This is a genomic window from Streptomyces sp. NPDC048825, from assembly GCF_043198355.1.
Classification (GTDB): Bacteria; Actinomycetota; Actinomycetes; order Streptomycetales; family Streptomycetaceae; genus Streptomyces; species Streptomyces xiangluensis.
This window is the reverse complement of record NZ_JBICUR010000020.1, coordinates 34,258-60,700: the sequence shown is the minus strand read 5'-3', so window position 1 is coordinate 60,700 and position 26,443 is coordinate 34,258. Positions and strand designations below refer to the sequence as shown.

At 70.6% G+C, this 26,443-nt stretch carries 24 protein-coding genes; 12 read left to right on the top strand and 12 right to left on the bottom strand.

Annotation, left to right across the window (positions count from 1 at the left end; genetic code table 11):
- Positions 1 to 28: 28 nt before the first annotated feature.
- The gene (locus ACGFNK_RS36845) at positions 29 to 832 is read right to left on the bottom strand and encodes a FadR/GntR family transcriptional regulator (RefSeq protein ID WP_393423100.1); all 804 of its coding nucleotides are present in this window, start codon (positions 830 to 832) and stop codon (positions 29 to 31) included.
- Positions 833 to 1,071: 239 nt separating this feature from the next.
- Here ACGFNK_RS36845 and ACGFNK_RS36840 point away from each other — a divergent pair, with 239 nt between their 5' ends.
- Both ACGFNK_RS36840 and ACGFNK_RS36835 read left to right on the top strand, forming a co-directional pair.
- Positions 1,072 to 1,899, top strand: coding sequence for an enoyl-CoA hydratase-related protein (locus tag ACGFNK_RS36840; RefSeq protein WP_393423098.1), 828 nt, complete (start codon positions 1,072 to 1,074; stop codon positions 1,897 to 1,899).
- Positions 1,896 to 2,474 carry a DUF2889 domain-containing protein gene (locus ACGFNK_RS36835; protein ID WP_393423096.1) on the top strand — a complete coding sequence of 193 codons (579 nt, stop codon included), beginning with the start codon at positions 1,896 to 1,898 and terminating at the stop codon, positions 2,472 to 2,474. Before ACGFNK_RS36840 ends, ACGFNK_RS36835 begins: the two co-directional genes overlap by 4 nt.
- On the opposite strand, the gene ACGFNK_RS36830 is transcribed toward ACGFNK_RS36835, so the two are convergent.
- The gene (locus ACGFNK_RS36830; RefSeq protein WP_393423094.1) at positions 2,471 to 3,688 is read right to left on the bottom strand and encodes an acyl-CoA dehydrogenase family protein; all 1,218 of its coding nucleotides are present in this window, start codon (positions 3,686 to 3,688) and stop codon (positions 2,471 to 2,473) included. The genes ACGFNK_RS36835 and ACGFNK_RS36830 overlap by 4 nt on opposite strands.
- Before the next feature lie 113 nt (positions 3,689 to 3,801).
- On the opposite strand from ACGFNK_RS36830, the gene fabG reads away from it, so the two are divergent.
- From fabG to ACGFNK_RS36805, 5 genes are read left to right on the top strand one after another with little or no spacing between them, the layout of a single operon-like run.
- A complete protein-coding gene (gene fabG, locus ACGFNK_RS36825; RefSeq protein WP_393423092.1) occupies positions 3,802 to 4,548 on the top strand; it encodes a 3-oxoacyl-ACP reductase FabG in 747 nt (248 codons plus the stop codon).
- 31 nt (positions 4,549 to 4,579) lie between these two features.
- The gene (locus ACGFNK_RS36820) at positions 4,580 to 5,872 is read left to right on the top strand and encodes an acetyl-CoA C-acetyltransferase (RefSeq protein WP_393423090.1); all 1,293 of its coding nucleotides are present in this window, start codon (positions 4,580 to 4,582) and stop codon (positions 5,870 to 5,872) included.
- On the top strand, positions 5,872 to 7,326 hold the full coding sequence (locus ACGFNK_RS36815) for an OB-fold domain-containing protein (RefSeq protein WP_393423088.1): 1,455 nt from the start codon (positions 5,872 to 5,874) through the stop codon (positions 7,324 to 7,326). Before ACGFNK_RS36820 ends, ACGFNK_RS36815 begins: the two co-directional genes overlap by 1 nt.
- Positions 7,323 to 8,531 (top strand): acetyl-CoA acetyltransferase, encoded by a 1,209-nt coding sequence (locus ACGFNK_RS36810; protein ID WP_393423087.1) that lies wholly within the window; start codon positions 7,323 to 7,325, stop codon positions 8,529 to 8,531. The genes ACGFNK_RS36815 and ACGFNK_RS36810 overlap by 4 nt, the downstream gene beginning before the upstream one ends.
- Positions 8,532 to 8,547: 16 nt before the next feature.
- Complete coding sequence (locus ACGFNK_RS36805) at positions 8,548 to 9,342, top strand: SDR family NAD(P)-dependent oxidoreductase (protein WP_393423085.1); 795 nt, start codon at positions 8,548 to 8,550, stop codon at positions 9,340 to 9,342.
- A 76-nt stretch (positions 9,343 to 9,418) separates the two neighbouring features.
- Here ACGFNK_RS36805 and ACGFNK_RS36800 read toward each other — a convergent pair whose 3' ends face one another.
- Positions 9,419 to 12,178, bottom strand: coding sequence for an ATP-binding cassette domain-containing protein (locus tag ACGFNK_RS36800; protein ID WP_393423083.1), 2,760 nt, complete (start codon positions 12,176 to 12,178; stop codon positions 9,419 to 9,421).
- 208 nt (positions 12,179 to 12,386) lie between these two features.
- On the opposite strand from ACGFNK_RS36800, the gene ACGFNK_RS36795 reads away from it, so the two are divergent.
- The 4 genes from ACGFNK_RS36795 to ACGFNK_RS36780 all read left to right on the top strand — a co-directional run bounded on the left by ACGFNK_RS36795 (position 12,387) and on the right by ACGFNK_RS36780 (position 17,310).
- Positions 12,387 to 13,625, top strand: a complete 1,239-nt coding sequence (locus tag ACGFNK_RS36795) for an ABC transporter substrate-binding protein (RefSeq protein WP_393423081.1) — start codon at positions 12,387 to 12,389, stop codon at positions 13,623 to 13,625.
- A 169-nt stretch (positions 13,626 to 13,794) separates the two neighbouring features.
- The gene (locus tag ACGFNK_RS36790) at positions 13,795 to 14,544 is read left to right on the top strand and encodes an ABC transporter ATP-binding protein (RefSeq protein WP_393423079.1); all 750 of its coding nucleotides are present in this window, start codon (positions 13,795 to 13,797) and stop codon (positions 14,542 to 14,544) included.
- A 10-nt stretch (positions 14,545 to 14,554) separates the two neighbouring features.
- A complete protein-coding gene (locus ACGFNK_RS36785; RefSeq protein WP_393423077.1) occupies positions 14,555 to 15,898 on the top strand; it encodes a hypothetical protein in 1,344 nt (447 codons plus the stop codon).
- The gene (locus ACGFNK_RS36780; protein WP_393423075.1) at positions 15,895 to 17,310 is read left to right on the top strand and encodes an acyl-CoA reductase; all 1,416 of its coding nucleotides are present in this window, start codon (positions 15,895 to 15,897) and stop codon (positions 17,308 to 17,310) included. The genes ACGFNK_RS36785 and ACGFNK_RS36780 overlap by 4 nt, the downstream gene beginning before the upstream one ends.
- An 81-nt stretch (positions 17,311 to 17,391) precedes the next feature.
- Here the strand turns inward: ACGFNK_RS36780 and ACGFNK_RS36775 are convergent, their stop codons facing one another.
- The 8 genes from ACGFNK_RS36775 to ACGFNK_RS36740 all read right to left on the bottom strand — a co-directional run bounded on the left by ACGFNK_RS36775 (position 17,392) and on the right by ACGFNK_RS36740 (position 24,972).
- Positions 17,392 to 17,559 (bottom strand): hypothetical protein, encoded by a 168-nt coding sequence (locus ACGFNK_RS36775; protein WP_393423073.1) that lies wholly within the window; start codon positions 17,557 to 17,559, stop codon positions 17,392 to 17,394.
- Between the two features lies 1 nt (position 17,560).
- Positions 17,561 to 18,979, bottom strand: a complete 1,419-nt coding sequence (locus tag ACGFNK_RS36770) for an NADH-quinone oxidoreductase subunit N (RefSeq protein ID WP_393423071.1) — start codon at positions 18,977 to 18,979, stop codon at positions 17,561 to 17,563.
- Positions 18,976 to 20,481, bottom strand: coding sequence for a NuoM family protein (locus ACGFNK_RS36765; RefSeq protein WP_393423069.1), 1,506 nt, complete (start codon positions 20,479 to 20,481; stop codon positions 18,976 to 18,978). The genes ACGFNK_RS36770 and ACGFNK_RS36765 overlap by 4 nt, the downstream gene beginning before the upstream one ends.
- Positions 20,482 to 20,486: 5 nt before the next feature.
- The gene (locus ACGFNK_RS36760; protein ID WP_393423067.1) at positions 20,487 to 22,334 is read right to left on the bottom strand and encodes an NADH-quinone oxidoreductase subunit L; all 1,848 of its coding nucleotides are present in this window, start codon (positions 22,332 to 22,334) and stop codon (positions 20,487 to 20,489) included.
- Positions 22,331 to 22,636: an NADH-quinone oxidoreductase subunit NuoK gene (nuoK, locus tag ACGFNK_RS36755; protein ID WP_386338319.1), complete on the bottom strand. Its 306-nt coding sequence runs from the start codon at positions 22,634 to 22,636 to the stop codon at positions 22,331 to 22,333. Before nuoK ends, ACGFNK_RS36760 begins: the two co-directional genes overlap by 4 nt.
- Positions 22,633 to 23,193 carry an NADH-quinone oxidoreductase subunit J gene (locus tag ACGFNK_RS36750; RefSeq protein WP_393423064.1) on the bottom strand — a complete coding sequence of 187 codons (561 nt, stop codon included), beginning with the start codon at positions 23,191 to 23,193 and terminating at the stop codon, positions 22,633 to 22,635. Before ACGFNK_RS36750 ends, nuoK begins: the two co-directional genes overlap by 4 nt.
- A gap of 68 nt (positions 23,194 to 23,261) precedes the next feature.
- A complete protein-coding gene (locus tag ACGFNK_RS36745; protein WP_393423062.1) occupies positions 23,262 to 24,206 on the bottom strand; it encodes a complex I subunit 1 family protein in 945 nt (314 codons plus the stop codon).
- On the bottom strand, positions 24,199 to 24,972 hold the full coding sequence (locus ACGFNK_RS36740) for a hypothetical protein (protein ID WP_393423060.1): 774 nt from the start codon (positions 24,970 to 24,972) through the stop codon (positions 24,199 to 24,201). The genes ACGFNK_RS36745 and ACGFNK_RS36740 overlap by 8 nt, the downstream gene beginning before the upstream one ends.
- A 27-nt stretch (positions 24,973 to 24,999) precedes the next feature.
- Between ACGFNK_RS36740 and ACGFNK_RS36735 the strand changes: the two genes are divergently transcribed.
- Entirely contained in the window at positions 25,000 to 25,704 is a 705-nt protein-coding gene (locus tag ACGFNK_RS36735; RefSeq protein ID WP_393423058.1) for a hypothetical protein, read from the top strand.
- On the opposite strand, the gene ACGFNK_RS36730 is transcribed toward ACGFNK_RS36735, so the two are convergent.
- Entirely contained in the window at positions 25,668 to 26,024 is a 357-nt protein-coding gene (locus ACGFNK_RS36730; protein WP_393423056.1) for an NADH-quinone oxidoreductase subunit A, read from the bottom strand. The genes ACGFNK_RS36735 and ACGFNK_RS36730 overlap by 37 nt on opposite strands.
- Positions 26,025 to 26,443 lie beyond the last annotated feature (419 nt).

The following is a 26,443-nucleotide window of genomic DNA, read 5'->3' as shown; positions in this document are numbered from 1 at the left end:
GGCGGTTCGCCGGCTGCTGGTCCCGGGGTCAGTCGATGAGCTCCAGCACCGTCTTGGGCCCGGCCGCGTTCACGACGTCGTCGGCGGCGTTGATGTGGCGCTGCCACAGCTTTTCGGCCTCGTCCGCCTTGCCGGACTCGATCAGGCCGACCAGCCGCACATGGGCCCGGTGGCCCTTGAGGGCCTGCGTCTTCTGGGCCGCGCGGTCGGTGGCGGCCGCGGTGTACGAGGCGTTGGCCCGGTCGATGATGTTGCGCAGCATGCCGCACAGCAGGATCAGGGTCTGGTTGCCAGTGAGTTCCGGCAGCAGGGCGTGGAAGGCGTCCTGTGCGTCGACGAGGGAGAGCGGGTCGTCCAGGACGGCCTTCTCGGCGGCCACCGCGTCGCGCAGCCGCTTGATGTCGTCCGCCGTGTGCTTGGTGGCGAGCTGGCGGACGCAGGGCGGCTCGATGAGGGCCGCCGCGCGGTACAGGTCGCCCAGCGTGGCTCCGCGGTACTCCAGGATCAGGCCGGCGAAACGGGCGGCGACGTCGGAGTCGGGCGCGCTCACCCGGGCGCCGCCGTGCGCTCCGCGGCGCACCGTGATCAGGGACTCGGACTCCAGAACGCGGAACGCCTCACGCAGAGTCGGCCGGGAGATGCCGAACTGCTCCATCAGCCCCGACTCCGGCGGCAGGGCGTCACCCGGCTTCAGCTCGCCCCGTACGATCTGACGGCGCAGGTGTCCGGCGACCAGTTCGGCGGTTTTCGGTACGCGCACCTGGCGTCCGACACGGCCGCGGGCCGGGACGGGCACGGTCGGCGTTTCTGCTGCGCGGGCTGGCTCAGCCACGGTGGACTCTCCTCGCTGGTGATCTGCCCTGTCCGGGTTTCACGAGATATAGGAAAATGAATCTTCTTAGTTCAATCGAGGCTACCAGGTCAAGGGGAGGAAGATCGGATTCCGGTTGTGGCGTGGCAGGGCGTGCTGCGGTGTGTCTGGTGTCGGGCACTCGCCTGGTATATAGATGATTCATCTATCTATAAGCGACGGGCCTCGTGGGAGCGACCTCGATGACCTCCATGACCTCCATGACCGAGAATTCGACCCCGGTGATCCTCACGGAGCTGACCGACGACGGGGTCATGCTGCTCACCCTGAACCGGCCCGAGCGGCACAACGCCTGGACCCTGGAGATGGAGCTGCTCTACAACGAGCTGTTCGACCGCGCAGAGGCGGATCCACGGGTGCGGGCCGTGGTGCTCACCGGCGCCGGACGCAGTTTCTGCCCCGGAATGGACATGAGCGTGCTCGACGGGGCGTCGTCCGGCGCCCGCCCGTGGCCGACCGGCCAACTGCCGCCGCGCACCCGGCCCATGTCCTTCCCGAAGCCCGTCGTGGCAGCCGTCAACGGGGCCTGCGCGGGCATCGGGTTCAACCAGGCGCTGATGTGCGACGTACGGTTCGCAGTCCCCCACGCCAAGTTCGCCGCCGCCTTCAGTGCACGCGGTCTGGTGGCCGAGGACGGGGTGTCCTGGATCCTGCCCCGGCTCGTCGGATACGGGAACGCCAGCGACCTGCTGCTGTCCTCGCGACGGATCACCGGGACGGAGGCGCTGGCCATGGGGCTGGTCAACCGCCTGGTCGAGCCGGTGGAACTGCTCCCGACGGCGATGGCGTACGCGACGGAACTGGCGCGCTCGGCCAGCCCGTACGCGATGTCCCTCATCAAGCGCCAGCTCGCCGACGACCAGGCGCGGAGCTTCACCGAGAGCCGCGACGATGCGGCCGCGCTGCTGGCCACGGCAAAACGTGCCCCGGACTACCGCGAGGGCGTCCGCAGCTTCATCGAACGCCGTCAGGCGGAGTTCGCGGGCCTGGGTGAGTCCGCGCCGGAGTCTGCGGAGGCGACGTCGTGAAGCGCGCCGAACTCCCGCTGCATCAGCGCACGATCACCGTCACGGCCTACGAGGAGGACGGCGACGAGATCTCGGTCGAGGCGGAGCTGCGCGACGAGCGCGCCTGGGCGGAGCCGTCGGCCGGCGTCGTCCACCGCATGGTGCTCGCGGTGCGCATCCGCCTCGCGGACATGGTGATCGTGGCCGCCCACGCGGACATGCGGGACTTCCCGCACGCCGAGTGCCCGCTGATCTCTCCGGTGTTCGACGGCCTGGTCGGGCTCAGTGTCGCCGCAGGCTACAACCGGGCGATCCAGGAGCGGTTCCGTGGTGTGTCGGGCTGCACGCACCTGTACGAGCTGGCCCGCGCACTCGGCCCCGCGGTCGTGCAGGCGGCAATCTCGGCGGGCGCGCGCCGTCGTGAGGCCGGCGGGCCGTCCGCCGGCCCGCGCTCCACCGCCGGAGTGCTGAACAGCTGCCACATCTGGGCGCCGGACGGCGTGGGCCTGCGCAAACTCGACGCGGGCTGGCGACCGGGCACCGGCCCGCGACCGGTCCCGGAGATCGGGACGTTCGGGAGCCGTTCGGAACCCTAGGGTCTGGGCTCCCGCGGCAGCCCCAGCACCTTCTCCGCGAGGATGTTGCGCTGCACCTGCGACGTCCCCGCGTAGATCGTGCCGGAGCGGGCGATCAGGTACGTCGTCGACCAGGACGCCGAGGAGTTGGCGGCCCCGGGGTCGTCCGTGCGGTACGTACGCAGGGGCGGCCGTCCCTCCGGCACCTGCCCGTGCAGGCCCATGATGTCCATCGCCAGGTCGGTGACCTTCGTGTGGTACTCGCTCCAGTACAGCTTGGCGATCGACGACTCGGGGCCGGGCTCGGCGCCCTTGAGCCAGCCGGTGAGGATGCGGTAGCCGAGGTAGCGCATGATCTCGACCTTGGACCAGCACCAGGCGATCCGCTGCCGGATGACCGGGTCCTGGTCCTTGCCGTACTGGCGCGCGAGTTCGACCAGGCGCTCCACCTCCGCCCGGAACAGGATGGGATTGGTCGCCGCCTCCTCGCCGCGCTCCACGCCCAGCAGGCTCTGGGCCACCGTCCAGCCGTTGTCGACGCCGCCGACGATGAGATCGGCACGGGTGCGGGCACCGTTGAAGAAGACCTCGTTGAAGTGCAGCTGGCCGCTCATCATGCGGAACGGGCGCACCTCGACGCCGGGCTGGTCGAGCGGGACGAGGAGGAAGGAGATGCCGCGGTGCTTGGAGGCGTCGCGGTTCGTACGGGCCAGGACGAAGATCCAGTCGCAGTGGTGGGCGCCGGAGGTCCACACCTTCTGGCCGTCGATCACCCACTCGTCGCCGTCGCGGACCGCACGGGTCGTGAGGGAGGCGAGGTCCGAGCCCGCGTCCGGCTCCGAGTAGCCCTGGCACCAGGTGTCCTCGCCGCTGAGGATGCGCGGGAGGAAGTGGCTCTTCTGCTCCTCCGTGCCCCAGCGCAGCAGCGTGTTCGCCAGCATCTTCACGCCGAACGTGTCCTGGGGCAGCCCGAACGGCACGCCGGCCAGGGCCAGTTCCTCCATCAGGACCACCTGGTGGAGTTTGGACAGTCCGCGGCCGCCGTACTGCTCGGGCCAGGTGAGGGAGAGGTAGCCGCGTTCGGCCAGCCGTCGGCGCCAGTCGCGGGCGAAGGCCCAGGCGGCCTCCTCGTCGAGGGCGCCGATGCCCTTCCAGTCCGTTGGCAGCGCCTCGGCGAGGAAGCCCTTGATCTCGGTGCGGAACGCCTCGGTCTCCGGGGGATAGCTGATGTCCACCTGCGTCGTCTCCTCGCCCGGCCTCGCTCGGCCGACCCCTCGCCGTGTTGATTCTTTCAGCCTAATAGGTTATCTATTTTAGCGGAATAGTGGCGAGCCGAAGGCGGGCTGACATGGGACTGCTGGACGGCCGGAACGCGGTGATCACCGGCGGCGCGCAGGGCATCGGCTTCGAGATCGCCGGCGTCCTCGGCGGCGCGGGCGCATCCGTCGTCATCGGCGACATCAACGAGGACGCCGCGGCGGAAGCCGCCGAGCGTCTGGTCAAGAACGGCGCGGCCGCCACCTCGCTGCGCTGCGACGTCACCGACGAGGACGAGGTCGCCGCCCTCGTCGCCCACGGCACCGACACCTTCGGGCCGGTCGGCGTCATGGTCAACAACGCCGGGATCACGCGGGACGCGACCCTGCGCAAGATGGCCCTCGCCGACTTCCGCGCCGTCGTCGACGTCCACCTCACAGGCGCCTGGAACGGCACCCGGCACGCCGCCGAGGCGATGCGCGCGCACGGTCAGGGCGGCAGCATCGTCAACATCTCCTCCATCTCCGGCAAGGTCGGCAACTTCGGGCAGACGAACTACAGCGCTGCCAAAGCCGGCCTCGTCGGTCTCACCAAATCCTCCGCCAAGGAGCTCGCCCGGGCCGGGATCCGCGTCAACGCCGTGCAGCCCGGCCTGATCCGCACCGCGATGACCGAGGCGATGCCCCAGTCCGCCTGGGACGCGAAGCTCGCCGAGATCCCCATGGGACGTGCCGGAGAACCCGCTGAGGTCGCCCAGGTAGTCCTCTTCCTCGCCTGCGACATGGCGAGCTACATCACCGGAGCCGTGGTCGAGGTGACCGGCGGCCGGTACATGTGACGAACGTTCCCCCTGATGAAAGGCCTGCTCGATGCCCGCCTTCCTGCGTGACGCGGTGATCTGCGAACCCGTGCGTACCCCCGTCGGCGGCTACGGCGGCGTCTTCCGCGACGTGACGGCGGCCGAGCTCGCGGCCACGGTCGTACGCGCCGTGCTGGAGCGCACCGGTGTACCGGCCGCCGCCGTGGACGACGTCCTGCTGGGCCAGTGTTACCCCAACGGCGAGGCCCCGGCCATCGGCCGTGTGGCGGCCCTGGACGCCGGTCTGCCCGTGGAGGTGCCGGGACTGCAGATCGACCGACGCTGCGGCTCGGGACTGCAGGCGATCATCACCGCGGCGATGCAGGTGCAGACCGGCGCGAGTGACCTCGTCCTGGCGGGTGGTGTGGAGTCCATGAGCCAGGCCGAGTTCTACACCACCGATGTGCGCTGGGGCGTACGCGGCGCGGGCACCACGCTGCACGACCGGCTGGCCCGCGGCCGGGTCACCTCGGGCGGCGCCAACCATCCGGTCCCCGGCGGCATGCTGGAGACCGCCGAGAACCTGCGGCGCCAGTACGCCATCCCGCGCGAGGAGCAGGACCAACTCGCCCTGCGCTCGCACGAGAAGGCCCTCGCGGCGCAGCGGGAGGGCCGGTTCGCCGACGAGATCGTGCCCGTGACCGTACGGAGCCGGAAGGGCGAGACGGTCGTCGACACCGACGAACACCCGCGCCCCGACTCGTCGTTGGAGAAGCTCGCCAAGCTGCGCCCCGTGCTCGGCCGCCAGGACCCGGACGCGACCGTCACGGCAGGCAACGCCAGCGGGCAGAACGACGGCGCCGCGCTCTGCATCGTGACCCATCCGGAGCGCGCCGCCGAACTCGGTTTGCGCCCGCTGGGCCGCCTGGTCTCCTGGGCCGTCGTGGGCGTGCCACCGGAGACGATGGGCATCGGGCCGGTGCCCGCGACGGCCAGGGCCCTGGAGCGAGCCGGACTGAAGCTCGCCGACATGGATCTCATCGAACTCAACGAGGCCTTCGCCGCCCAGGTGCTCGCCTGCACCCGCGAATGGGGCCTGACCGAGGCCGACTTCGAACGGTTCAACGTCAACGGCTCCGGCATCTCGCTGGGCCACCCCGTCGGCGCGACTGGTGGCCGCATCCTCGCCACCCTGCTGCGCGAACTCGACCGCCGCCAGGCCCGCTACGGCCTGGAGACCATGTGTCTCGGCGGAGGCCAGGGCCTGGCCGCGGTCTTCGAGCGGCCGCAAGGCGAACGGCCGACGGACGCAACCAAAGCGACCAACGCAACCACCCCAACCGACGCCCACGGAGAACGCTGATGGCCGGACTGATCGCATACGGCGCATACGTGCCGTACCACCGCCTCGCGCGGACGGATGTCGCTGACGCACTGGGCACCCGCGCCGGTAAGGGCACCCGGGCGGTCGCGGGCTACGACGAGGACACCACGTCCATGGCCGTCGAGGCGGCCCGCGGCGCACTGGCCCGCGACGGACTCCGCGCCCGCGTCACACAGCTGTTCCTCGCCACCGCCGCACCCGCCTACCTGGACAAGACGAACGCTGCCGCCGTCCACGCCGCGCTCGGCCTCGACAGTCACGTGCTCGCCGCCGACATGGCAGGCTCCGTGCGCTCCGGCCTCGGTGCGCTGGTGACCGCCGCCCGCTCCCCGGTGCCGACCCTCACCGTCCTCTCCGATCTGCGCACCGGTCTGCCCGGCGGCAGCGACGAGGTCGCGGGCGGCGACGGCGCGGCGGCGTTCGTCTTCGGCGGACACCGCAACGGGGCACCCGTCATCGCGGAACTGCTCGCCCACGACACGGTCAGCGACGAGATCCTCGACCGCTGGCGGCTGCCGGGCGCTCCCGCCTCCCGGGTCTGGGAGGAGCGCTTCGCCGAGGAGATCTACGTGTCCCTCGCGGACAAGGCGCTGAGTGCCGCGCTCGACCAGGCGGGCCTGGACAAGGGCGCGATCGACCACTTCGTGGTCTCCGGCCTGCACGCGCGGGCCTGCGCGACCGTCCGGCGCGCGTCCGGTGTACGGCCGGAGGCGGTGACCCCGGACCTCACCGGGGCGATCGGCAACGCCGGCACCGCCCAGCCCGGCCTGCTCCTCGCCGACGTCCTCGACCGGGCCCGGCCCGGCGAGACCATCGCGCTCGTCGTACTCGGCGACGGCGCCGGCGTCGTGCTGCTGCGTGCGACCGACGCGCTGCAGGCACACCGCAGCGCCCGCCCTGTCGCCGCGCAGATCGCCGCGGGCAGCGCCCCGATGCCGTACGCCACCTATCTCTCCTGGCGCGGCCTGCTCGACCGCGAACCGCCCCGCCGCCCGGACCCCGAGCCGCCCTACGCCCCGCCCGCACACCGCCGCACCGGCTGGAAGTACGGGTTCGTCGCCTCCCGCTGCGAGAAGTGCGGCACGCGGCATCTGCCGCCGGACCGGGTGTGCGTGTCGTGCCGGAACGTCGACACCATGACCGACGAGCCGATGGAGCACGTGCGCGGCACGGTGGCCACCTTCACGGTGGACCGGCTGGCGTACACCCCCAGCCCGCCGATGCTCGTCGTGGTCGTCGACTACGACGGCGGCGGCCGGTTCCGCTGCCAGCTCACCGACGCCACCGAGGCCGACGCCGTCATCGGCGCCCGCGTCGAAATGACCTTCCGGCGCACGGTCACCGCCTCCGGCATTCACAACTACTTCTGGAAGGCCCGGCCTTTGCGCACGGGCGAGGCTGACACGGGCGAGGCTGAGGAGACACGCGGATGAGCTCGCACGGAATTAGGGACCGGGTCGCGATCGTCGGCATGGGCTGCACGCCGTTCGGCGAGCACTGGACCAAGTCGGCGGACGATCTGCTGGTGGACGCGGTGGGCGCGGCGGTCACCTCGGCCGGTATCGCGCTCGACGACATCGACGCGTTCTGGTTCGGCACGCAGGCGTCCGGCGTGTCCGGGCTGGCCCTCAGCCGGGCCCTCCGCCTGCCCTGCAAGCCGGTCACCCGCGTGGAGAACATGTGCGCGACCGGCTCCGAGGCCCTGCGCAACGCCTGCTACGCCGTCGCCTCCGGCGCGTACGACGTCGCGATGGCGGTCGGCGTCGAGAAACTCAAGGACTCCGGCATGTCGGGGCTTTCGGGAACCGCCATCCCGGGCGCCGGCGACGACAGCCGGGGCGAGATCACCGCACCCGCGAACTTCTCCCTGCTCGCCCCGGCCTACGCCGCCAAGTACGGGCTGTCGGACGAGGAGATGAAGGACGTCATCACCCGGATCGCCTGGAAGAACCACGTCAACGGCGCCCGCAACCCCCGGGCGCAGTTCCGCAAGGAGGTGCCGCTGGAGCGCATCCGCTCGGCGCCCATCGTCGCGGGCATGCTGGGGGTCTTCGACTGCTCGGGCGTCTCCGACGGTTCGGCGGCCGCGATCGTGGTGCGCGCCGAGGACGCGTACAAGTACACGGACAAGCCGATCTTCGTGAAGGCGCTGTCCTTCGTCGCCGGCCCGGCGGACGGCCTCCTCGACCCCGAGTACGACTTCACCACGTTCCCCGAGGTCGTGGCGTCCGCGCAGGAGGCGTACCGGCAGGCGGGCGTCACCGACCCGCGCACCGAGATCGCGCTCGCCGAGGTCCACGACTGCTTCACGCCCACCGAACTGGTCCTCATGGAGGACCTGGGCTTCTCCGACCGGGGCCAGGCGTGGAAGGACGTCACCAGCGGGCAGTTCGACCTGGACGGCGCCCTGCCGGTGAACCCGGACGGCGGCCTGAAGGCCTTCGGCCACCCCATCGGCGCCTCCGGTCTGCGCATGATGTTCGAGGCCTGGCTCCAGCTGCGCGGCGAGGCACCGCCGGAACGCACGGTGCGCACACGGGCCGAGGGACGCTCGCTCGCCCTCACCCACAACCTGGGCGGCGGACCGGGGGAGTGCGTCTCCTTCGTGTCGGTCGTGGGCAGCGAACTCAGCGACTGAGAAGGGCGGTTCGGTCATGGGACGACTGGACGAGAAGATTGCCGTCGTGACCGGAGCCGCCTCCGGCATCGGCGCCGCCACCGCGCGCCGCCTGGCGGTCGAGGGCGCGCACACGGTGGTCGCCGATGTGAACCTCGACGGTGCCAAGGCCGTGACGGAGGAGATCCGGTCCGCCTCAGGCTCGGCGACCGCGGTCCGGGTCGACCTCGGCGACATCGACAGCGTACGGGCCATGGTGGACGCGGCCGTCGAGACGTACGGCGGCCTCGACATCCTGCACAACAACGCGGCGGCCACCCATCTGGCCGCCCGTCAGGATCTCGCGGTGGCTCAGGCCGATCCGGCGGTCTGGGACGACACCATGCGGATCAACCTGCGCGGCACCATGGTCGCCATCCAGGCCGCCGTGCCGCACATGGTCGCGCGCGGCGGGGGCTGCGTCATCAACACCACGTCCGGGTCCGGGCTCTCCGGGGACCTGCGCAATCCTGCGTACGGCGCCTCGAAGGCCGCGCTGATCAATCTGACCCAGTACGTCGCCACCCAGCACGGCAAGCAGGGCGTGCGCTGCAACGCCGTCGCGCCGGGGTTCATCGTGACGGACGCCAAGACGGGGCCGGCGTACGAGGGGATCCGCGCGACGATGCTGCGTCATCACCTCACGCCCCGCCTCGGGCGGCCGGAGGACATCGCCGCGGCGGTGGTCTTTCTCGCCTCCGACGAGGCGGCGTTCATCACCGGGCAGACGCTGTGCGTGGACGGCGGGCTGCTGGCGCACCAGCCGTACGTGGCGGACCTGCGCCCCGAGTGAGTGATCCCCCATGAGAGCGCGGTGGCCGGAGAAGTTCCCAGGGAACTTCTCCGGCCACCGCGCTCTGTGCGGTGCACTATGCGCTGACCGGGTCCCCTTCCGCCCCCGGTACGGTCTCGCCGGCCGCTTCCTCCGGCGACAGATCGCCCAGGTAGGCGGCCCGTACCGCAGGATCGCGGCGTACCTCGTCCGGAGTGCCGACACTGATCCGGCGTCCGAAGTCGAGGACGACGACCTGGTCGCAGACGCTCATGACCATGTCCACGTCGTGCTCCACGAGGAGCACACCCATGCCCCAGTCCTCGGCGAGTCTGCGGACCAGACGGGCCAGTTCCCGGGTCTCGTCGTCCGACAGCCCGGCGGCGGGCTCGTCGAGCAGGAGCACGGACGGCGACGTCGCCACCGCGCGGGCGATGGCCAGCAGCCGGCGCTCCCCGTAGGAGAGGTCGCCCACCGGCCGTTCGAGACTGCCCCCGAGGCCGAACTCCCGGACGGCGACCAGGACTTGGGCGGGCAGTGGACGGCTTCCGGGGCGTACCAGGTCCATGAGGTACGCCCCCGGGCCGGGACGGTCGCATGCGGCGTACAGGTTGTCCAGGACGGTCATGTCCTCGAAGAGCTCCAGCGACTGGAAGGACCGGCTGAGCCCGGCCTGCGCGCGTCGGTGAACCGAAACGCCGGTCACGTCCCGGCCGCCGAGGCTGACGCTGCCGGACGCCGGCCGGGTGAATCCGGTGACCGCGTCGATGGCGGAGGTCTTGCCCGCGCCGTTGGGGCCGATGAGGCCGACGATGCGGCCGGGCTCGATGGCGAACGAGAGGCCGTCGACGGCGGTGACACCGCCGTAGCGCACGGTCAGGTCCGTGACCTGAAGGGGGAGTGGCGCCGCGCGTTGTACGTCGGGTGCCTCCGGAGCGAGGTGCCCAAGGGGTGTGGTCGCTGCCGCCGACAGCCGCCCGACCCGGTGCCGGTTCAGCCTGCGCGACACCCCGCCCGCCTGCTTGCCGAGTTCCTGACCGATCCCGTCCTGGTTCCCCACCAGTGTCAGCAGCAGAATCACCCCGCCGATCAGTGGCATCCACTCGCTCAGGCCCGGCAGCACCAGGTCCCCGAAGCGCGCGCCGACCGTGCCGGCGGCGAACGTGGCGCCGAAGAGCGGGCCGACAAGGAAGCCGACGCCGCCGATGACGGCGAGCCCGAGTGCGGTGATGGAGTCGAAGCTCGCGAAGTCGGTGAAGACCACCGAGGTCGAGCGGAACCCGGTGAGCACCCCCGCGAGCGCGGCGATCGCCGCGGACAGCCCGAACGCGTACAGCTTCGTGGCGCGCACACCGATGCCGAGGGCGGCCGCGGCCCGCTCATTGGCCCGGACCGCGATCAGCCGGCGCCCGGTCCGGCTGCGCCGCACGTTGGCGACCACCAGCGCGGCGCCGACGAACAGCAGCAGCACCAGGGCCGCGTACCGCTGGGGATGGTCCACGCCGGAGATGTCGAGGCCGAAGAGCGTCTGATGGCCGACGGCGATGCCGTCGCTGCCCGGGGTGGTGGCGAGGTCGGTGTTCTGGAACACCATGACCTCCAGCGTGGTGCCGAGACCGAGCGTGATGATCGCGAGGTTGACGCCCCGGGTGCGGACCGCGGGCAGAGCGAACAGCAGGCCTATCGGGACCGTCCCCAGCACACCGGCGAGCAGGGCGAGTTCGAAGGGCCAGCCCCAGTCGGCCACCGCGTGCCCGGCGATGAAGGCGCCGGTCCCGGCGAGCGCGTAGGCGGCCAGGGAGACCTGCCCCGCGTAACCGGTCACCACCACGATCGACAGGATGATCAGCGACAGCACCAGGGTGTTGGTGATCGCGTCCGCCCACAGCGGCGAGGACACGCCCACCAGGAGAAGCGCGACCGCGACCGTGACGGCCAGTGCCACCGGCCGCACCCGTCCGCTGCCCAGCGCGGGCAGCCGGTCGAGGAACGTGCCACGCAGGGGCAGCGCCCGGCCGCGCGCCACCAGTACCAGGGCGATGACCAGGAACGGCACCGACGCGGCCAGCCCCGTGACGTCGGTACCGAAGCGGGTCAGTTCGGACTGTACGACGCCGATGACGAGGCCGCCCGCCAGGGTGACGGGGAACGACGCGAAGCGTCCGACGAGGGCGGCGGCCAGCGCGCTCAGCAGGAGCGTGGTGAGGCCGGTGACCGACAGGCCGATGACCGGCACGATCAGGATCGCGGTCAGCCCCGCGAGCGCCGAGCCGAGCCCCCAGTTGGCTGCGGCGATCAGGTCCGCCGACCAGCCGAGTGCGGAGGCGGCGCTCTGGTTCTCCGCGACCGCCGTGGTACCGAGCCCGAACATGCTGCGCTTGTAGAGCAGATGCAGCACGACGGTGATGAGGATCGCGATGCCGAGCAGCCAGATCCGGTCCTCGGACACCGTCGCCCCGGCGACCGTCAGCAACTCGGTCGGCAGCTTGCCGGGCACGAGCTCCACACTGTCGCCGTAGCGTTTGACGGCGGCGGCGGTGAGCACGATGAACACCGCCAGCGTGCCGACGAGCCGGGCCAGCGAGGAGGCCCTGCGCAGCGGGCGCATCACCAGCAGATGGGTGAGCACCCCCAGCGTCCCGGCCACCAGTACCCCGCACCCGACGGCGGTCCAGTAGGGCACGCCGTGCTGCACGGCGAGTTCCCATTGCACATAGGCGGCGGCCATCCCGATCGCGCCGTGCGCGAAGTTCAGGACGCCGGAGCCTCGGTAGATCAGCACGATGCCTTGCGCGGTGAGCGCGTAGAGCGCACCGAGGCCGAGGCCCAGGAGCGCGAAGCGCAGGATGTCGTCCACCAGATGAACCTCCAGGGCTCCATGAGAAGCGAACGCCGGATGCCCCGGCAAGACTAGATAGAACATTTATTTAGATAATTTCGGCAAGAGTACTTCTCTAACTAATCGACTCCCTCCATGCTGTGCGACATCTCGACAACGCCCATCCGGGCTCCCCAGGCTCTCGACTCAGCTCGAGCAGGGGACCCCACATCCCCGCGGAGGGATCATGAACGAGTCACGCCGACGCAGAACCGCCGCAGCGAGCTGTCTCGCGATGACCGGAGTGCTGCTGGCCGCCGGTTGCGGCGGCGGAGAGGAGTCTGCCGACAGCGCCTCGGCCTCCTCGCTTACCGGCGCACCGGTCAAGGTGATGGTGTGGGCACCTGAGAACACCCAGGGCAGCGCCCAGCCCGGCGTGCGCATCACCGCCCAGGCGTACGAAAAGTGGATCAACGACAACGGCGGCATCAAGGGCGGTCCGCTCGAGGTCATCACCTGCAACGAGAAGGGCGACCCCGACGAGGCCGAGAACTGCGCCCAGAAGGCGGTCAGTGACGGCGTGGTCGCCGTGGTCGGCTCCTACAGCCTCGCCGGGGACCGCTACATGCCGATCCTGGAGAAGGCCGGCATCCCGTACATCGGCGGGACGGGCGTCTCGGCCGCGGAGTTCTCCAACCCCCTCTCGTTCCCGGTCAACGGCGGCACGCCCACCGTCTTCACCGCCCATGGCCAGCAGCTCGCGGAGGAGGGCTGCAAGAAGATCTCCGGTGTGCGGTACGACGTCGCCGCCGCCGCGATCGTCATCAAGTTCCTCACGCTGGGCGCGACCTCCGCCGGCGCGAAGGCGCCGAAGGACCTGAAGGTGCCCCTCACCGCCACCGACCTCGCTCCGCAGGTGGCCGCCGCGACCAAGGGCAGCGACTGCGTGAGCGTCATCCTGGGCACGCACTCGGACCTGTTCGTGAAGGCGTACCTGCAGTCCGGGGACAAGACCAAGGTCGGCAGTGTCGTCGGCAACCTCACCCCGGAGCTGGCCCAGAGCACCGGAGGCGGTTCGAGCCCGCTGAACGGCGCCGCCATCACCGGGTACTACCCGCCCATCTCCGACGCCGCCTGGAAGGACGGGGTCGCGGCCACCAAGGGCAAGGACGTCGACCTCTCCAACGGCGCCAACGCCACGACCTGGGTGGCGTTCAAGGTCTTCACCGAGGCTGTCGGACAGCTTCCGAAGATCACCTCCAAGGCCCTGGTGGAAGAGCTCAACACCACCAAGGGCATCGACACCGGCGGACTGACCCCGAAGCTGGACTGGCTGTCGTCGACGGCCCTGCCCATTCCGGGCCTGAACCGCATCCACAACACCACCGCCACCGAACTGGTGCTGAAGGACGGCAAGATCGAGTGGGCCGAGTCCGGCTCGACCTTCGTCGATGTCCGCAAGGCGCTCACGACACCGGCCGGCTGACGGCTCCGCACGATGAGGAGGGCGCCGCGGCTGTGAAGGCCGCGGCACCTCCGGAGGCCCACGGCGAGGGTGAAGGCCGCGGAGACCGAAGCGGCGGCGGAGGAGGTCACCGCCTCCGCGAAGCCCGCATCCTCGCGGGCACCCAGCACATTCCAGAAAGGAGAAGACCGTGTCCACCGTCGCACACGATCACCCCGGCGCAGCCCCCGAGGCACTCTCGGGGCCCCTGATCGCGACCAGCGCCCTGTCCGCCGGATACGGCACCCAGCCCGTCGTACGCGACCTCGACATCGAGGTACGCCCCGGCGAGGTCGTCGCGCTGCTTGGCCCCAACGGCGCGGGCAAGAGCACGACACTCCGAGTCCTCGCGGGCGACCTGGCCCCGATGAGCGGCGAGGTGTCCTGGCTGGGGGAGCCCAGCCGGGCGCCACTGCACCGCCGTGCCCGCGAGGGCCTCGCCTACGTCGGTGAGCGCGCGGTCTTCACCCGCCTCGACACCGCCGACAACCTGCGGGTCGGCCGGGTGGAGACCGCCCGGGCCCTGGAACTCTTCCCGGAGCTGGAGAAGCGGCTGGGAACCGGCGCGGGGATGCTGTCCGGCGGCGAACAGCAGATGCTCTCGCTGGCCCGGGCCCTGTGCCGGGAACCCCGGCTTCTCCTCGCAGACGAACTGTCGCTCGGTCTGGCTCCCTTGGTCGTCGAGCGTCTGCTGCGCGCGGTGCGTGAAGCCGCCGACCGGGGTCTCGGCGCGCTGCTGGTCGAACAGCACGTACGCAAGGTGCTGGACATCGCCGACCGCGTGTACGTCCTGCGCCGCGGCCGCGTCGTCATGACCGGCACCCCGCAGGAACTGCGCGGAAACCTGGACGCCATCGAGTCGTCCTACCTCGCCGAAAAGACAGCGATCGACACTGATTGAGGTGAGTGCTGTGACCAGCGCACGCGAGCAGGTCCGGGGCCTGGCCGGCTCCGGCGACACCTTCGACCAGCCCGCCCAGGAGCTACGGCAGCTCCAGCTCGAAGCCGCGCGGGAGGCCTTCGCCGCCCACTGCGAGCGCATTCCGCTGCTCCGCACGCGGGCGGAGGAGACCGGAGTCCATGAACTCACCGGCTTCGAAGACCTCGTCCCCCTGCTCTTCTCGCACACCAGCTACAAGTCGTACCCCGTCTCCCTCATCACCGCCGGCCGGTGGGACCGGCTGCTGCGCTGGTACTCGACCGTTTCGGTGGTCGAGCCGGGCGACGTGGACATCGAGGGCGTACGCGACATCGACGAGTGGACCGAACGCATCACGGCTGCCGGTCACCGCCCGTACATCACCAGCGGTACGTCCGGCAAGGTCTCCTTCCTCAACTGCGACGCGAGCGACCTGGACTTCCTCCACGACATCCTGGAACACCTCACCTGCTGGCCCGACCCGCTCCCGCCGAAGCCCACCCGGCGCGGCTATCTGCTCGCCCCGGCGAGCGGCCCGATGCGCTCCATCGACGGTTTCCGGTGGCACGCGGAGGTCTTCGCACGGCCCGGCGAGACGCGGCTGCTGACCGAGGACCCACTGCGGGTCTCCGAGCTGATGAGCAGCGCACTGCTCCGCCGCCGGATGGCGGAAGGCACCGCGACCCCGCAGGAGATCAGCTCGTTCGAGACCGCGTCCGAGGCCCGCGAGGACGAGCTGAGCGCGGCCGTGACCCGGATCGTCGACGACATCGCCGCCCACCGCGACGAACCGCTGCTGATCGCCGGGATGAACAACCAGCAGTTCACCCTGATCCAGGCCCTGCGGGCCCGTGGCGTACCCGACGGGAGCCTCCACCCGGACTCACTGGTGCTCAGCGGCGGCGGCAACAAGGGCCGGGCGCTGCCCGACGACTACCAGCAGCAGTTCGCCGCCTTCTACGAGGGCGTACGGCGCGTGCGCAGCTACGGCATGACGGAGCTCCAGGGCTCCTGCCCCGCCTGCGAGAAGGGCCGCTACCACGTGCCGCCATGGGTGATCCCGCTGGTCCTGGACCAGGCGGGCGAGCGACTGCTGAATGCCGAACACGGCGTCGTGGAGGGGCGGTTCGCCTTCCTGGACGTCTCACTGTCAGGACGCTGGGGCGGACTGATCAGCGGCGATCGCGTCTTCGTGGACTTCTCGCCCTGCGACTGCGGCAGAGCGGGACCGGTCGTCCTGCCGGACATCCAGCGCTACGGGGACCTCGGCGGCGACGACAAGATCACCTGCGCCGCGACACTGGACTCCTACGTGCGGGGGATGATCCACGGATGAGCGGCACGACGCTGCACGGAGCACCCTCGCCGGAGGTCGACGGCAGTCCGGTGGCCGTCGTACACGTGCTCCGGGGCGAGGTCGACCCGGGCTCGCACATCACTCACGGCCGACCGGACGCGCCCTTCACCGCGCCGGCCCTCGACCTGGACCGCCTGGTGTGGCCCCGTACCGATCCCGGACCCGCCTTCCACGTACCCGTCGCGGAGATCGTCGACCTGCTGGTGGAGACCGGCGAGGCCCTGAAGGCGGACCGGGACGGCCTGCTCGCCGAAGCCCTTGACCGCATGGCCCGGGTCAGCCCGCTGCCCGGAGAAGTGCTCGAACGCGCCTACGCCGTACTGTGGCGCAGCTTCCAACGGCCCGCCCTGTACGCCCAGATCGACCACGAACTCGGCGGAGCGGACGTGCTCGACGGCTGGCGCGAGGTGCGGCTGCCCGAGGGCCGGATCGCGGCCACGCGCGCGTTCCCGCCGCGCCTGGTGCACATCATCGCGGGCAACGCCCCCGGCGTCGCGGCGATGTCCGTCGTGCGCGGAGCCCTCACCAAGGGCGTCAACCTGCTGAAGCTGCCCTCGAACGACCTGTTCACCGCCACCGCGATTCTGCGCACGATGGCCTCGGTGGCCCCCGGCCACCCCGTGGTGCGCTCGTTCTCCGCGGTGTACTGGCGAGGCGGCGACGAGGCGGTTGAAAGCGTGCTGTTCCGCCCGCAGTTCTTCGACAAGCTGGTCGCCTGGGGTGGCGAGGCCACCATCCGCGGCGCCCTGAAGTACGTGGGTCCGGGATTCGAGCTCGTCTCCTTCGACCCCAAGACCTCCATCTCGCTGATCGGCCGGGAAGCGTTCGCGTCCGCGGCGGCCCTGGAACAGGCTGCCGACTCGGGCGCCGAGGACGCCACGTTCTTCAACCAGCAGGCGTGCGTGGCCAGCCGCTTCCAGTTCGTCGAGGGCTCCGAGGACGAGGCCGACCGCTACGCCGCGCTGCTGTGCGAACGCCTGGGCGTGGCCCGGCAGTTCAGCGCGGCCGGCGGTCCGCGGGTCGCGGCGGAACTCCGTGAGGAGATCGACGTACTGCGTTCCCTGGCGCCCGAATACCGGGTGTGGGGCGGCTACGACGGCCGGGGCCTGGTCATCCGCTCTCCCGAACCGGTGGACTTCCACCCCGACGGAAAGATCGTCAACGTCGTTCCCGTTGCCGCGCTGTCCGACGCCGTAGCGCACGCCGGGGTCGCCACGCAGACGGTCGGCGTGTACCCGGACGCCCGCAAGGCGGAAGTACGCGACGCACTTGCCTGCGCCGGGGTTCAGCGGGTGGTGTCCCTCGGCAGGGCGGGCGGCATGGCGCCCGGCCTCTCCCACGACGGCTTCTACCCGCTGCAGCGGCTCATGCGCTGGGTGAACGACGAGTGACCCGGCAGACAGCGACCCGTATGGAAGGGGCGGCTGTTGCTGAGGGCCACGAGGCAGCCCGTACCGTCTGCTCCGGTTCCCTCAGGGCGCCGTATCCGGGTCGCGCGGCGTGTAGTGGTCCAGGAACATCTCCACTCCCTGGGCGATCAGCCGGTCCGTCAGATCGGCGTCGATCTCGGTGCCGTACGTGCTGAAGACCAGGTGTGGAAAGCTGTCGAAGGCGGCCGGAGCGATTCGGCCGCCTTCCATGTCAGCGGTTGATCGGTCCTGCCAACGCATCGAGTACTGGCCCCCCGGCCAGACCGAGTCCGAGCGAGGCCACCGTGGCGGCGTACGCGACGAAGCGAGCCGCCTGATCACCCACGGCAGGCTGCGAGGACCCGCTCCGGGATACCGCGGGCACGATCCAGCGCAGGTAGTAGAAGAGCGACGCCACGGTGTTGACGGCAGCCAGAACGGCCAGCCAGGCGTAGCCGCCGTCGAAGGCGGCGCTGAAGGCTTCGAGCTTGCCGAGGAAGACAGAGGTCGGTGGCGTACCGACAAGCCCCAGCAGGCAGACGACGAGGCTCGCGGCGAGCAGCGGATGTTCCTTGGCGAGCCCTCGGTAGTCGTCCAGCGAATGGGCGCGGGGGAGGGCGCAGACCACGGCGAAGGCACCGAGGTTGGTCACCGCGTAGGCCGCCAGGTAGTACAGCAGCGCCTGCTGGGCGAGGTCCGCGCGTCCGGCGACGGCGACCGGCATGAGAAGGTATCCGACTTGGCTGATCGTCGAGTAGGCGAGCAGCCGCTTGACGTCCTGTTGGAAGAACGCGCCGAGGTTGCCGAGGGTCATGGAGGCGGCGGCGAGTACGGCGACGAGTGCGGGCCATGGCAGGGTGCTGTCCGCGAAGACGACATCGCCGAGGCGGAAGAGTGCGGCGATGGCACCGATCTTCGGGATCGTGGTGAGGAGCGCGGCTACCGGCGGGCTGCTCCCCTGCACGGCGTCTGGAACCCAGAAATGTGCGGGTACACCTCCGGCCTTGAACTGCACGCCTGCCAGAAGCCCCGTCGTGCCGGTGGCGATCAGTGCCTTGGGCGCGTCGCGGAACGCCTCGGCGAGCATGGGGTACGCGGTGCCGCGTCCGGTCGCGTACAGGACCGTGATGCCGGTGAGCATCAGTACGCCCAACAGGGCGCCGATCACGTAGTACTTGAGGGCTGCCTCGGTGCCCGGTCCGTCCTTGCGGAACCCGGCGAGGGTGTAGGCGGGGATGCTCGCCAGCAGATACCCGGCGGCGAGCAGCAGCAGGTCCTGTGCCCCGGCCATCATCAGTGCGCCGAGGGCCGCCAACTGCACCAGGACGTAGAACTCCGTTTCCCTGGGATCCGCGCGCAAGGGACGGAAGGAGACGCCGAGGACGAGGAGCGTGCCGCCGAGGACAACGATCCGGGACGTGCTCGTCACCGGGTCGACGGCGAAGGCCTCTCCGAAGGCGGTCAGGGCGGGCTCCGCGGCGGCTACGGCCGCGGCCACGATCCCGGCCACGCACGCGAGGGCGGCCAGCAGCCCCACGATCCACTGCCGGGTACGCGGCAGCCAGGAGCCGAGCAGCAGCCCGAGGACGGCCGAGGCGGCGAGCAGTACCTCGGGAAGGAGGTCGAGGGGGTTCTCGTTCATCTCGGTCATCGGGCGAGCAGCTCCAGGACGGACCGGGAGGCCGGTTCGATGACGTCGAGCAGGAAGCGGGGTGCCACACCGAGGACGACTGCCAGGGCGAGGAGCGGGACGATGGCAAGGCTCTCGTGCGTGCGGATGTCGGGGAACGCGCGCGGCGTGCCGGGTGTGTCGGGCAGGCGCAGCGGGCCCGTGAAGACCTGTCGCAGCGCGCGCAGGAACAGCCCGGCGGTGAGGAGGATGCCGAGTACCGAGAGTGCTGTGGCCAGCGGGCGTGGCCCGAGGCTTCCGGTGAAGATCTGGAACTCGGCGATGAAGCCGGAGAATCCGGGCAGACCGAGCGAGGCGAAGGCCGCGATGCCGGTCATGGCCGCGAAGAGGGGGGCCACCGCGGCGACTCCGGAGTAAGCCGTCATGTCGTACGTCCGCCCACGCTCGTACAGGACACCGGCGAGGAGGAACAGCGCGCCGGTGAGCAGCCCGTGGCTGACCATCTGTGTCACCGCGCCGGTGACGGCCAGGGAGCGGGCCTGCTCGGAGCTGTCCGCGGTCGCTGCGGCGGCGCCGACGGCGAGCACGATGTAGCCCATGTGGTTGACGGAGGTGTAGGCGACCATCCGTTTGAAGTCGGTCTGGGCGAGGGCGACCAGGGCGCCGTGGAGGACCGAGAGAACGCCGATGACGACCAGGACGAGTGCGTAGCGGCGCCAGACCTCGGGGAGCATGGGCATGGCGATGCGGACGAAACCGTATGTGCCCATCTTCAGCAGCACTCCGGCGAGGATGGCCGAACCGGCGGCGGGCGCCTCGACGTGGGCCGGCGGCAGCCACGTGTGGAACGGCACTGTCGGGGTCTTCACCGCCAGCCCGACGACCACCGCGAGCAACACAAGGGCGCCGTAGACGGAGCGTCCGGCGAGCGGGTTCTGCTCGGTCAGTTCCACCATGTCGAAGGTGTGCGGGGACGCCGCCAGGTACAGGCCGATGAAGCCGAGCAGCAGGGCGAGCGAACCGATGAAGGTGTAGAGGAAGAACTTCAGCGCGGCACGGGCCGCTTGCCGATGACCCCAGCCGGCGATGACGAAGTACATCGCCACGATGGACAGGTCGAAGAAGACGAAGAACAGGATCAGGTCGAGGGCCGCGAAGAGCCCCAGGCAGGTGGTCTCCAGGAAGAGGAACAGCGCGGCGAACTCCCGGATGCGGCGGTTCTCCCGCAGGGAGTACAGCGCGCAGGCCAGGAACAGCAGGCAGGTGAGGGCGAGCAGCGGCAGCGACAGCCCGTCCACGCCGACGTGGTAGCCGACCCCCGCGCTGGGGATCCAGCGGGCCTGCTCCTCGTACTGCATGCCGCCGTCGGCCTCGTACCCGATCCACATCGCGATGACGAGGGCGAGCTCGACAGCCGACGCCGCCACCCAGACAGTGCGGAACACGGTCGGCGACGTACGGCGGGGGAGCGCGAACAGCAGCAGGGCGACGGCCGTGGGCGCGAAGACGAGGGCGGTCAGCAAGTGGGTCACCTCACGAGGACGATCACGACGGCGAGGACGGTGAAGGCGGCGACGGCCTGGGCGAGGTACTGGTGCAGCTGGCCCGTTTGCGGGCGGCGGGCCCACTGGCCGAGCGCACGCGTACCGGCAGCGACCGAGGCCACCGAGCTGTCGACGGCACGCTCCAGGACGCCGTCCGTCCAGCGGGCGAACCGCATGGCAGCCGCGGCCGAACCGTCGACGGCCCGATCCACGACACGATCGTCGAAGGCCGCGGCGACGCGTGCGAGCCGCATCACGGGACCAACGACGAGTACATGAGCGGCACGCTCGAAGAGCAGCCAGTCCGCAAAGCCCGACTTCGCCCGTGCGGGCAAGGGCAGCGGGCGCGTTCCCCAGGTCCAGGTGACCGCGGCCGCCAGCAGAGCGAGCACCCCGGACAGCACGAACTCCCAGACGCGCGGGTCAGGTTGACCGGCGGACGCGAGTGCGCGCCCGACATCGTCACGCAGCGGTGGGAAGGCCACCGGTGTCAGCGCGAGGCAGGCCACGGCCAGCAGGACCAAGGGCCCCACGGCGCCGCCCGGGATACGGCGCGCTTCCGGTCGCGGGACCGCCGGCTGCCACACGTACCAGGCGGCCTTGGTGCTGTAGACCGCCGACAACAGGGCAGCCGCCAGCGCGACGCCGTACAACCAAGGGCTGGTCTCCAGGGCTCCCGCGAGCAGAACGTCCTTGGCGGCCCACAGCGACAGCGGAGGAAGCCCGGCCAAGGAGAGGGCGGCCATGCTGAAGGCCAGGCCGACGGTCCGGTGGTGGCGCGCGGCGCCGAGCAGCTCGCGGAGCTGTTGGGTGCCCAGTGCGGTCAGCCAGGCCCCGGCGGCTAGGAAGAGCAGGCTCTTCGCCGCCGCATGGGAGATGAGTTGCAGCGTGCCACCGGAGGTCGCGTCGGTTCCCGCAGCCAGCACCATGAAGCCGATCTGGGCACAGGTCGACGCGGCGAGCAGCTGTTTGAGGTCGGTCTGCGCCACCGCGACCAGTCCGAGGCACAGCGCGGTGGCGGCGCCCGTCCACGCGACCACATCGTCCCCCCAGCCGGATGCGTCCAGCAGTGGCCCGGTCCGCAGCAGCAGGTACGCGCCCGCGACGACCATGGTTGCGGAGTGCAGCAGCGCGGAGACCGGGCTCGGGCCCTGCATGGCCTTCGAGAGCCAGAAGCTGAAGGGCAGTTGGGCGGACTTGCCGAAGGCGGAGACGATGACGCCCGCGGTGATGAGGGACAGCCAGGGGTCGTCGGCGCGAGCGAGTCCCTCGAGCGACAGTGTCGTATCCCGGCCGCTCGCGAGTGCGGCACCTGCCGCCAGATACAGACCGAGGTCGGCGGTGCGGGTGGTGAGGAATGCGGTGTCTGCCGCGCTCGTACGGTTCGGGTCCCGCCACCAGTAGCCGATCAGCGCCCACGAGGTGGCGCCCATGATCTCCCACGCCATCAGCAGGACCGGGAGAGTCGCGGCGGTCACCGTGAGGAGCATGCTCCCGGCGAACAGCAGCATCAGGCCGAAGAAGCGCGCCCGCGCCTCGCCGGTACCGAACTCGGCGGCGCTGAAGAGCAGTACGGCCAGCGTGACCGAGGTGACCGTGACCGCCAGCAGACCGGACAGGCCGTCCACCGTGAGTCGCACCGGAAGCCCGTCGAGGAGCGGTGCCCCGACGGCAGGGTGCCGAAAGGCTGCGGCGATGGCGAGGCCCAGAGCAGCGGCCGCCACGGCGACAGCCACAGGTGGTGCCGCGCGATCGGCCCGGCGCCCCACCACGAGCAGCACCACACCGGCGCCGAGCGGCAGGGCGACCAGCGCCCACAACAGGGCGCTCACTCCTTCAACTCCGCCGCCATGTCGGTCATGTCGACCTCCCGTGACCGGAACAGTGCGGTGACGACGGCAAAGCCGATCGCCATCTCCAGGGCCATCGCCGTCACGGCCAGGACGATCAGGACCTGTCCGTCTGTGGCCGCCGGGGCGATGTAGTGCCACGCGGTCGCGGCGGCCAGGATCACCCCGCCCAGCATCAGTTCCAGGCCCATCATCAGCATCACGATCGACTGCTGGGTGAGCGCCCCGAACAGCCCGATGCAGAACAGGGCGGCGGCCAGCAGCAGGAACAGTTCCAGCGTCACCGGCCGACACCGCCCCGTACGGGATCGTCCGCGCGATGTGCCCGCAGATCGTCGCCGAGCCGGTCGTAGCGTCCCCGGCGGGTGGCCAGCACCACGGTGGCGACGATCGTCGCGAACAGCGCCATACCCAGCGTCATCATGGTGAGCATCTGCGTGCCCATGAGGGACATGCCGAGTTCCATGGTGGGATCGGCGGAGGCCTTCCCTCGTCGGGCCGGCCAAGGGGCGAACAGGATCCCCGCGGCGAGGAGCAGGAAGACGAGGCCGCAGACGACGGCCGCACCCCGCTTGTTGTGCATCATCGTCATCGGCATGAGCCCGGCCGGGTTCATCATGTACATCACCATGAAGACAGCCATGATGGCCATTTCGATGGTCATCATCAGCACGATGACGATCCCCAGGTAGTCGAGCCCCAGCAGCACGACGAGCCCGCCGACGCACAGCAGCGAGGTCAGCAGGGAGAACGTCGCACGGGCCATGGAGTCGAAGCGGAACACCATCGCGCCGCTGATCACCGCCAGGACGGCCAGGATCCAGAAGACCGCGACATCCATTTACCTACGACACCTCGCTCTCGTCATGGACCTCGTGCACGTTGAGGACGTCACCGATGTTGAGGACGTCACCGATTGAGCACCACCACGGCCACCACCAGCGCCTGCACGATGGCGAGCGGAGTCAGCACGACCCAGGCCAGCTCCACATAGCGCTCCATCCGCACGGTCGGGACCCTGTGCCGAACCCAGACCAGGAACGCCAGTACGGCAGCGGTCTTGAGCATGGTCCACACCCAGCCGGGCAGCCACGGCCCGTATCCGCCGCCCAGGAAGAGCGGCACGCTGAACGCCGCGGCCACGACCAGCAGCAGCCACCGGCCACCGAGGAAGAGCACCCGGTCCGCGCCGGACAACTCGGCTGCCGCGCCGCCGGCCACGTCGCGCCCCGCGGGCTGGTCGAACGGCCCCCAGAACGCCATCGCCATCGCACTCAGCAGATAGATCCCGAACGCGGCCGGCATCCACACCGCGAACCACAACCCCGCCTGTGCGCCCACGACTTCACCGACCCGAAGCGACTCGGCCCCGAGCGCCGCGGTGGTGATCGCGAGCATGTGCGGCAGCTCGTACGCCAGCCCCTGCGCGAGGAAGCGATAACCGCCGATGAGCGAGAGCGTCGAGTTCGGCCCCCAGCCCGCCAGCCACACCGCAGCCCAGGCCAACGCCTCCATCGCGTTGAACCAGACGATCCCCTCCGGCAGATCGCTCACCGACCGGAAGCCGAGCGGCAGCACGACGGCAGCGAGCATCGCGGCGACGGGGAGGAGAGCCGCCCCGATCCGGGCCAGCGGCACATCGGAGGCCCGAGTGCGCCGTGGCTGCTGCACGAGCTGCCGCAGCACCTCCCGGCCGGGAACTGCCGCGCGGACGGCCGCCTCAGCGAGGGACCCTGCTCGCCCGCCCCGGGCACCGGCCGCGAGCACGGCATCGAATCCGGCCGTCACCAGAGCGACCGAGAGCAGGAGAACAGGCAGGACGAAGACCGCCCACAGCGGTGCGCTGTCAGTCATGGGCCATCCCCACCGCCGGCACGTGTGTGAGTTCGTCGAGGTCCGGGTCGAGGCTCGCGACGATGATCCGCGCACCGGCGAACTCCGCGCCCTCCAGCAAGCCGGGCAGCGCATCCAGCAGCGCCCGTGACGGAGGCACCGGTCCGTCGACCCGCCCGCGCGGCCCGCTGACCTGGGCCGTGTCCAGCGCCTCGGTGTCGTCGCACTCGGCCGCGCTGCGCCAGGCGGCATCGAGCCACGCGCGCATCCGGTCGTACGCATCTCCGCCGGCGACCAGGGGAGGGCCGGTGACCCCAAGGTGCCGCGCGTGCTCAGCGGTGAGGGGCCCCAGCCCCTTGGTCAGCCACCGCAGGGTCCGGGAGCGCTCCGCCCGGCGGATCAGGGGACGTAAAAGATCGCGGAGTTCCGCGGCGTCGGCTCCGTCCAGGGCACGATCCCGACCGCGCTGGAAGCGGGCGGCCATGTCGGCCCACCCCGTCACGGCGAAGAATCTGCCCAGACTGTCCAGATGCGCGGCACACAGCCGCCTCGCAGCCTCCCCCTGAGACACCCGCTCGCCCCTGAGCACCCGCAGCCACGGCTCGTTCCAGAAGGGCGGATGCGGCGATGCGGACCCCTTCGCCTCCACGCTGACCTGCTGGACGATGTCGCCCTGCAGAGCCACACGCAGGACGAGCCCAGCGGGCCAGTCGACGAGGGCCGGTCCGAGCGGCACGTGGAGCCGGTCGAGCCTCAGCCCGTCGCGGTCATCGGCGCGATCGGCCATGGGCAGACCGTCCACGACGCCCATGGCGTGGCCGGCATGACCGTGGTGGCCGCCGTGCATGTCGTGACCACCGTGCATGTCGTGGCCATCGTCCATGTCGTGACCGCCATGCATGTCGTGGCGATCGTGCATGTCGTGACCGCCATGCATGTCGTGGCGATCGTGCATGTCGTGACCGCCATGCATGTCGTCACTGCCGTGTCCGCCGGCGTGCCCCTCGTGGCCGCCGTGCTCACCGTGATGATCCACGTGACTATCGTGACCGTCGTGACCTTCGGGTGCTCCGGGGTTCTCATTCGTGTCGTGCGCGGTGTGCTCGGCCTTGCCCTGCCCGTCGTGATGGGCATGCGCGCCGTCCTCGTGGTGATGGTCACGTGGCGGTTCCCCGCGGTGAAGCTCGGCGAGTCCGCGATCGAGAGCCTCGGCGACCTGCCCGGCGTCCGTGACCGGTACGCGGGCCTTGGGCGCCGGGATGGCTCGCCACAGATTCGCTGCCCAGGCGCTCTCCTCGTCGCTCTGCTCGGCGTGGTGACCACCCAGGACCACGAGCAGATCAGCCTCCGCGGGCGCGCTCACACAAGGCCACCCCCGACGTACCAGTTCCGCCTCGACGGCGAGCCGCTCGCGCGTGCTTCCGGGGGACACCGCCAGCAGAACTCCCGGCCGGGAAACAGCCGTCCGCAAGAACCTGCGCCTCAACTCCACCGGAAGGCCCCCTCCCGCCAGGCGTAACCGACACCGGCGAGCAGGATGCCCAGGAAGAGGAACATCTCGACGACCGCGGTCGTACCGACGGCCGAGACGACCTTCGTCCACGGATACATGAACAACATCTCCATGTCGAAGGCCAGGAAGACCATCGTGACGGGATACCAGCGCACGTGGAACCGGGAGTGGGGATGCTCTTGTGGTTCGAGCCCTCCGCTGAACGGTCCGGTGTGCAGCGGCGCGCGGATCGCCCGCAGCGCAATGGACGCGGCATGGAGCAGCACGACGGCCGCGACGACCAGCACGAGGAGGAGCAGGACCGGTTGCCAGTCGGATGTCTGCACACGGACTCCCTGTCGAGGATTGCCCCAGCCGGTTACCCCGGCGGCGGCATGTCAGCCGGCCGTGACGTGCGGAACGTACGACACCGGGGCTGACGAGGTGCTTCGTCCCGGCGTCAACTGCCTCCAGCGGTCGTGTCCGTCAACGCATTGGCGTACGCCGTGCCAGCCCTCCAGCGCCGGTGCCCACGGGGTGGGAGCGCCAGTGAGTAACGGTGACGCGACGAGACGGCAGTATACCCCCTTGGGGTAACGCCGGGTGAGTGACAGCCGACCGCGCAGCGGACAGCACTCCCGCGTCGAGGGCGTGAGCGGTTCGGGGACGCTCGAGCGGCGCGGCCTCGGAGGGGTCGACCGTGACCGCGAACGCGTGCGGCCACCGCTCGGTCCCCCGAAGGGCGCTGCCCTTCTGAAGGACCGTG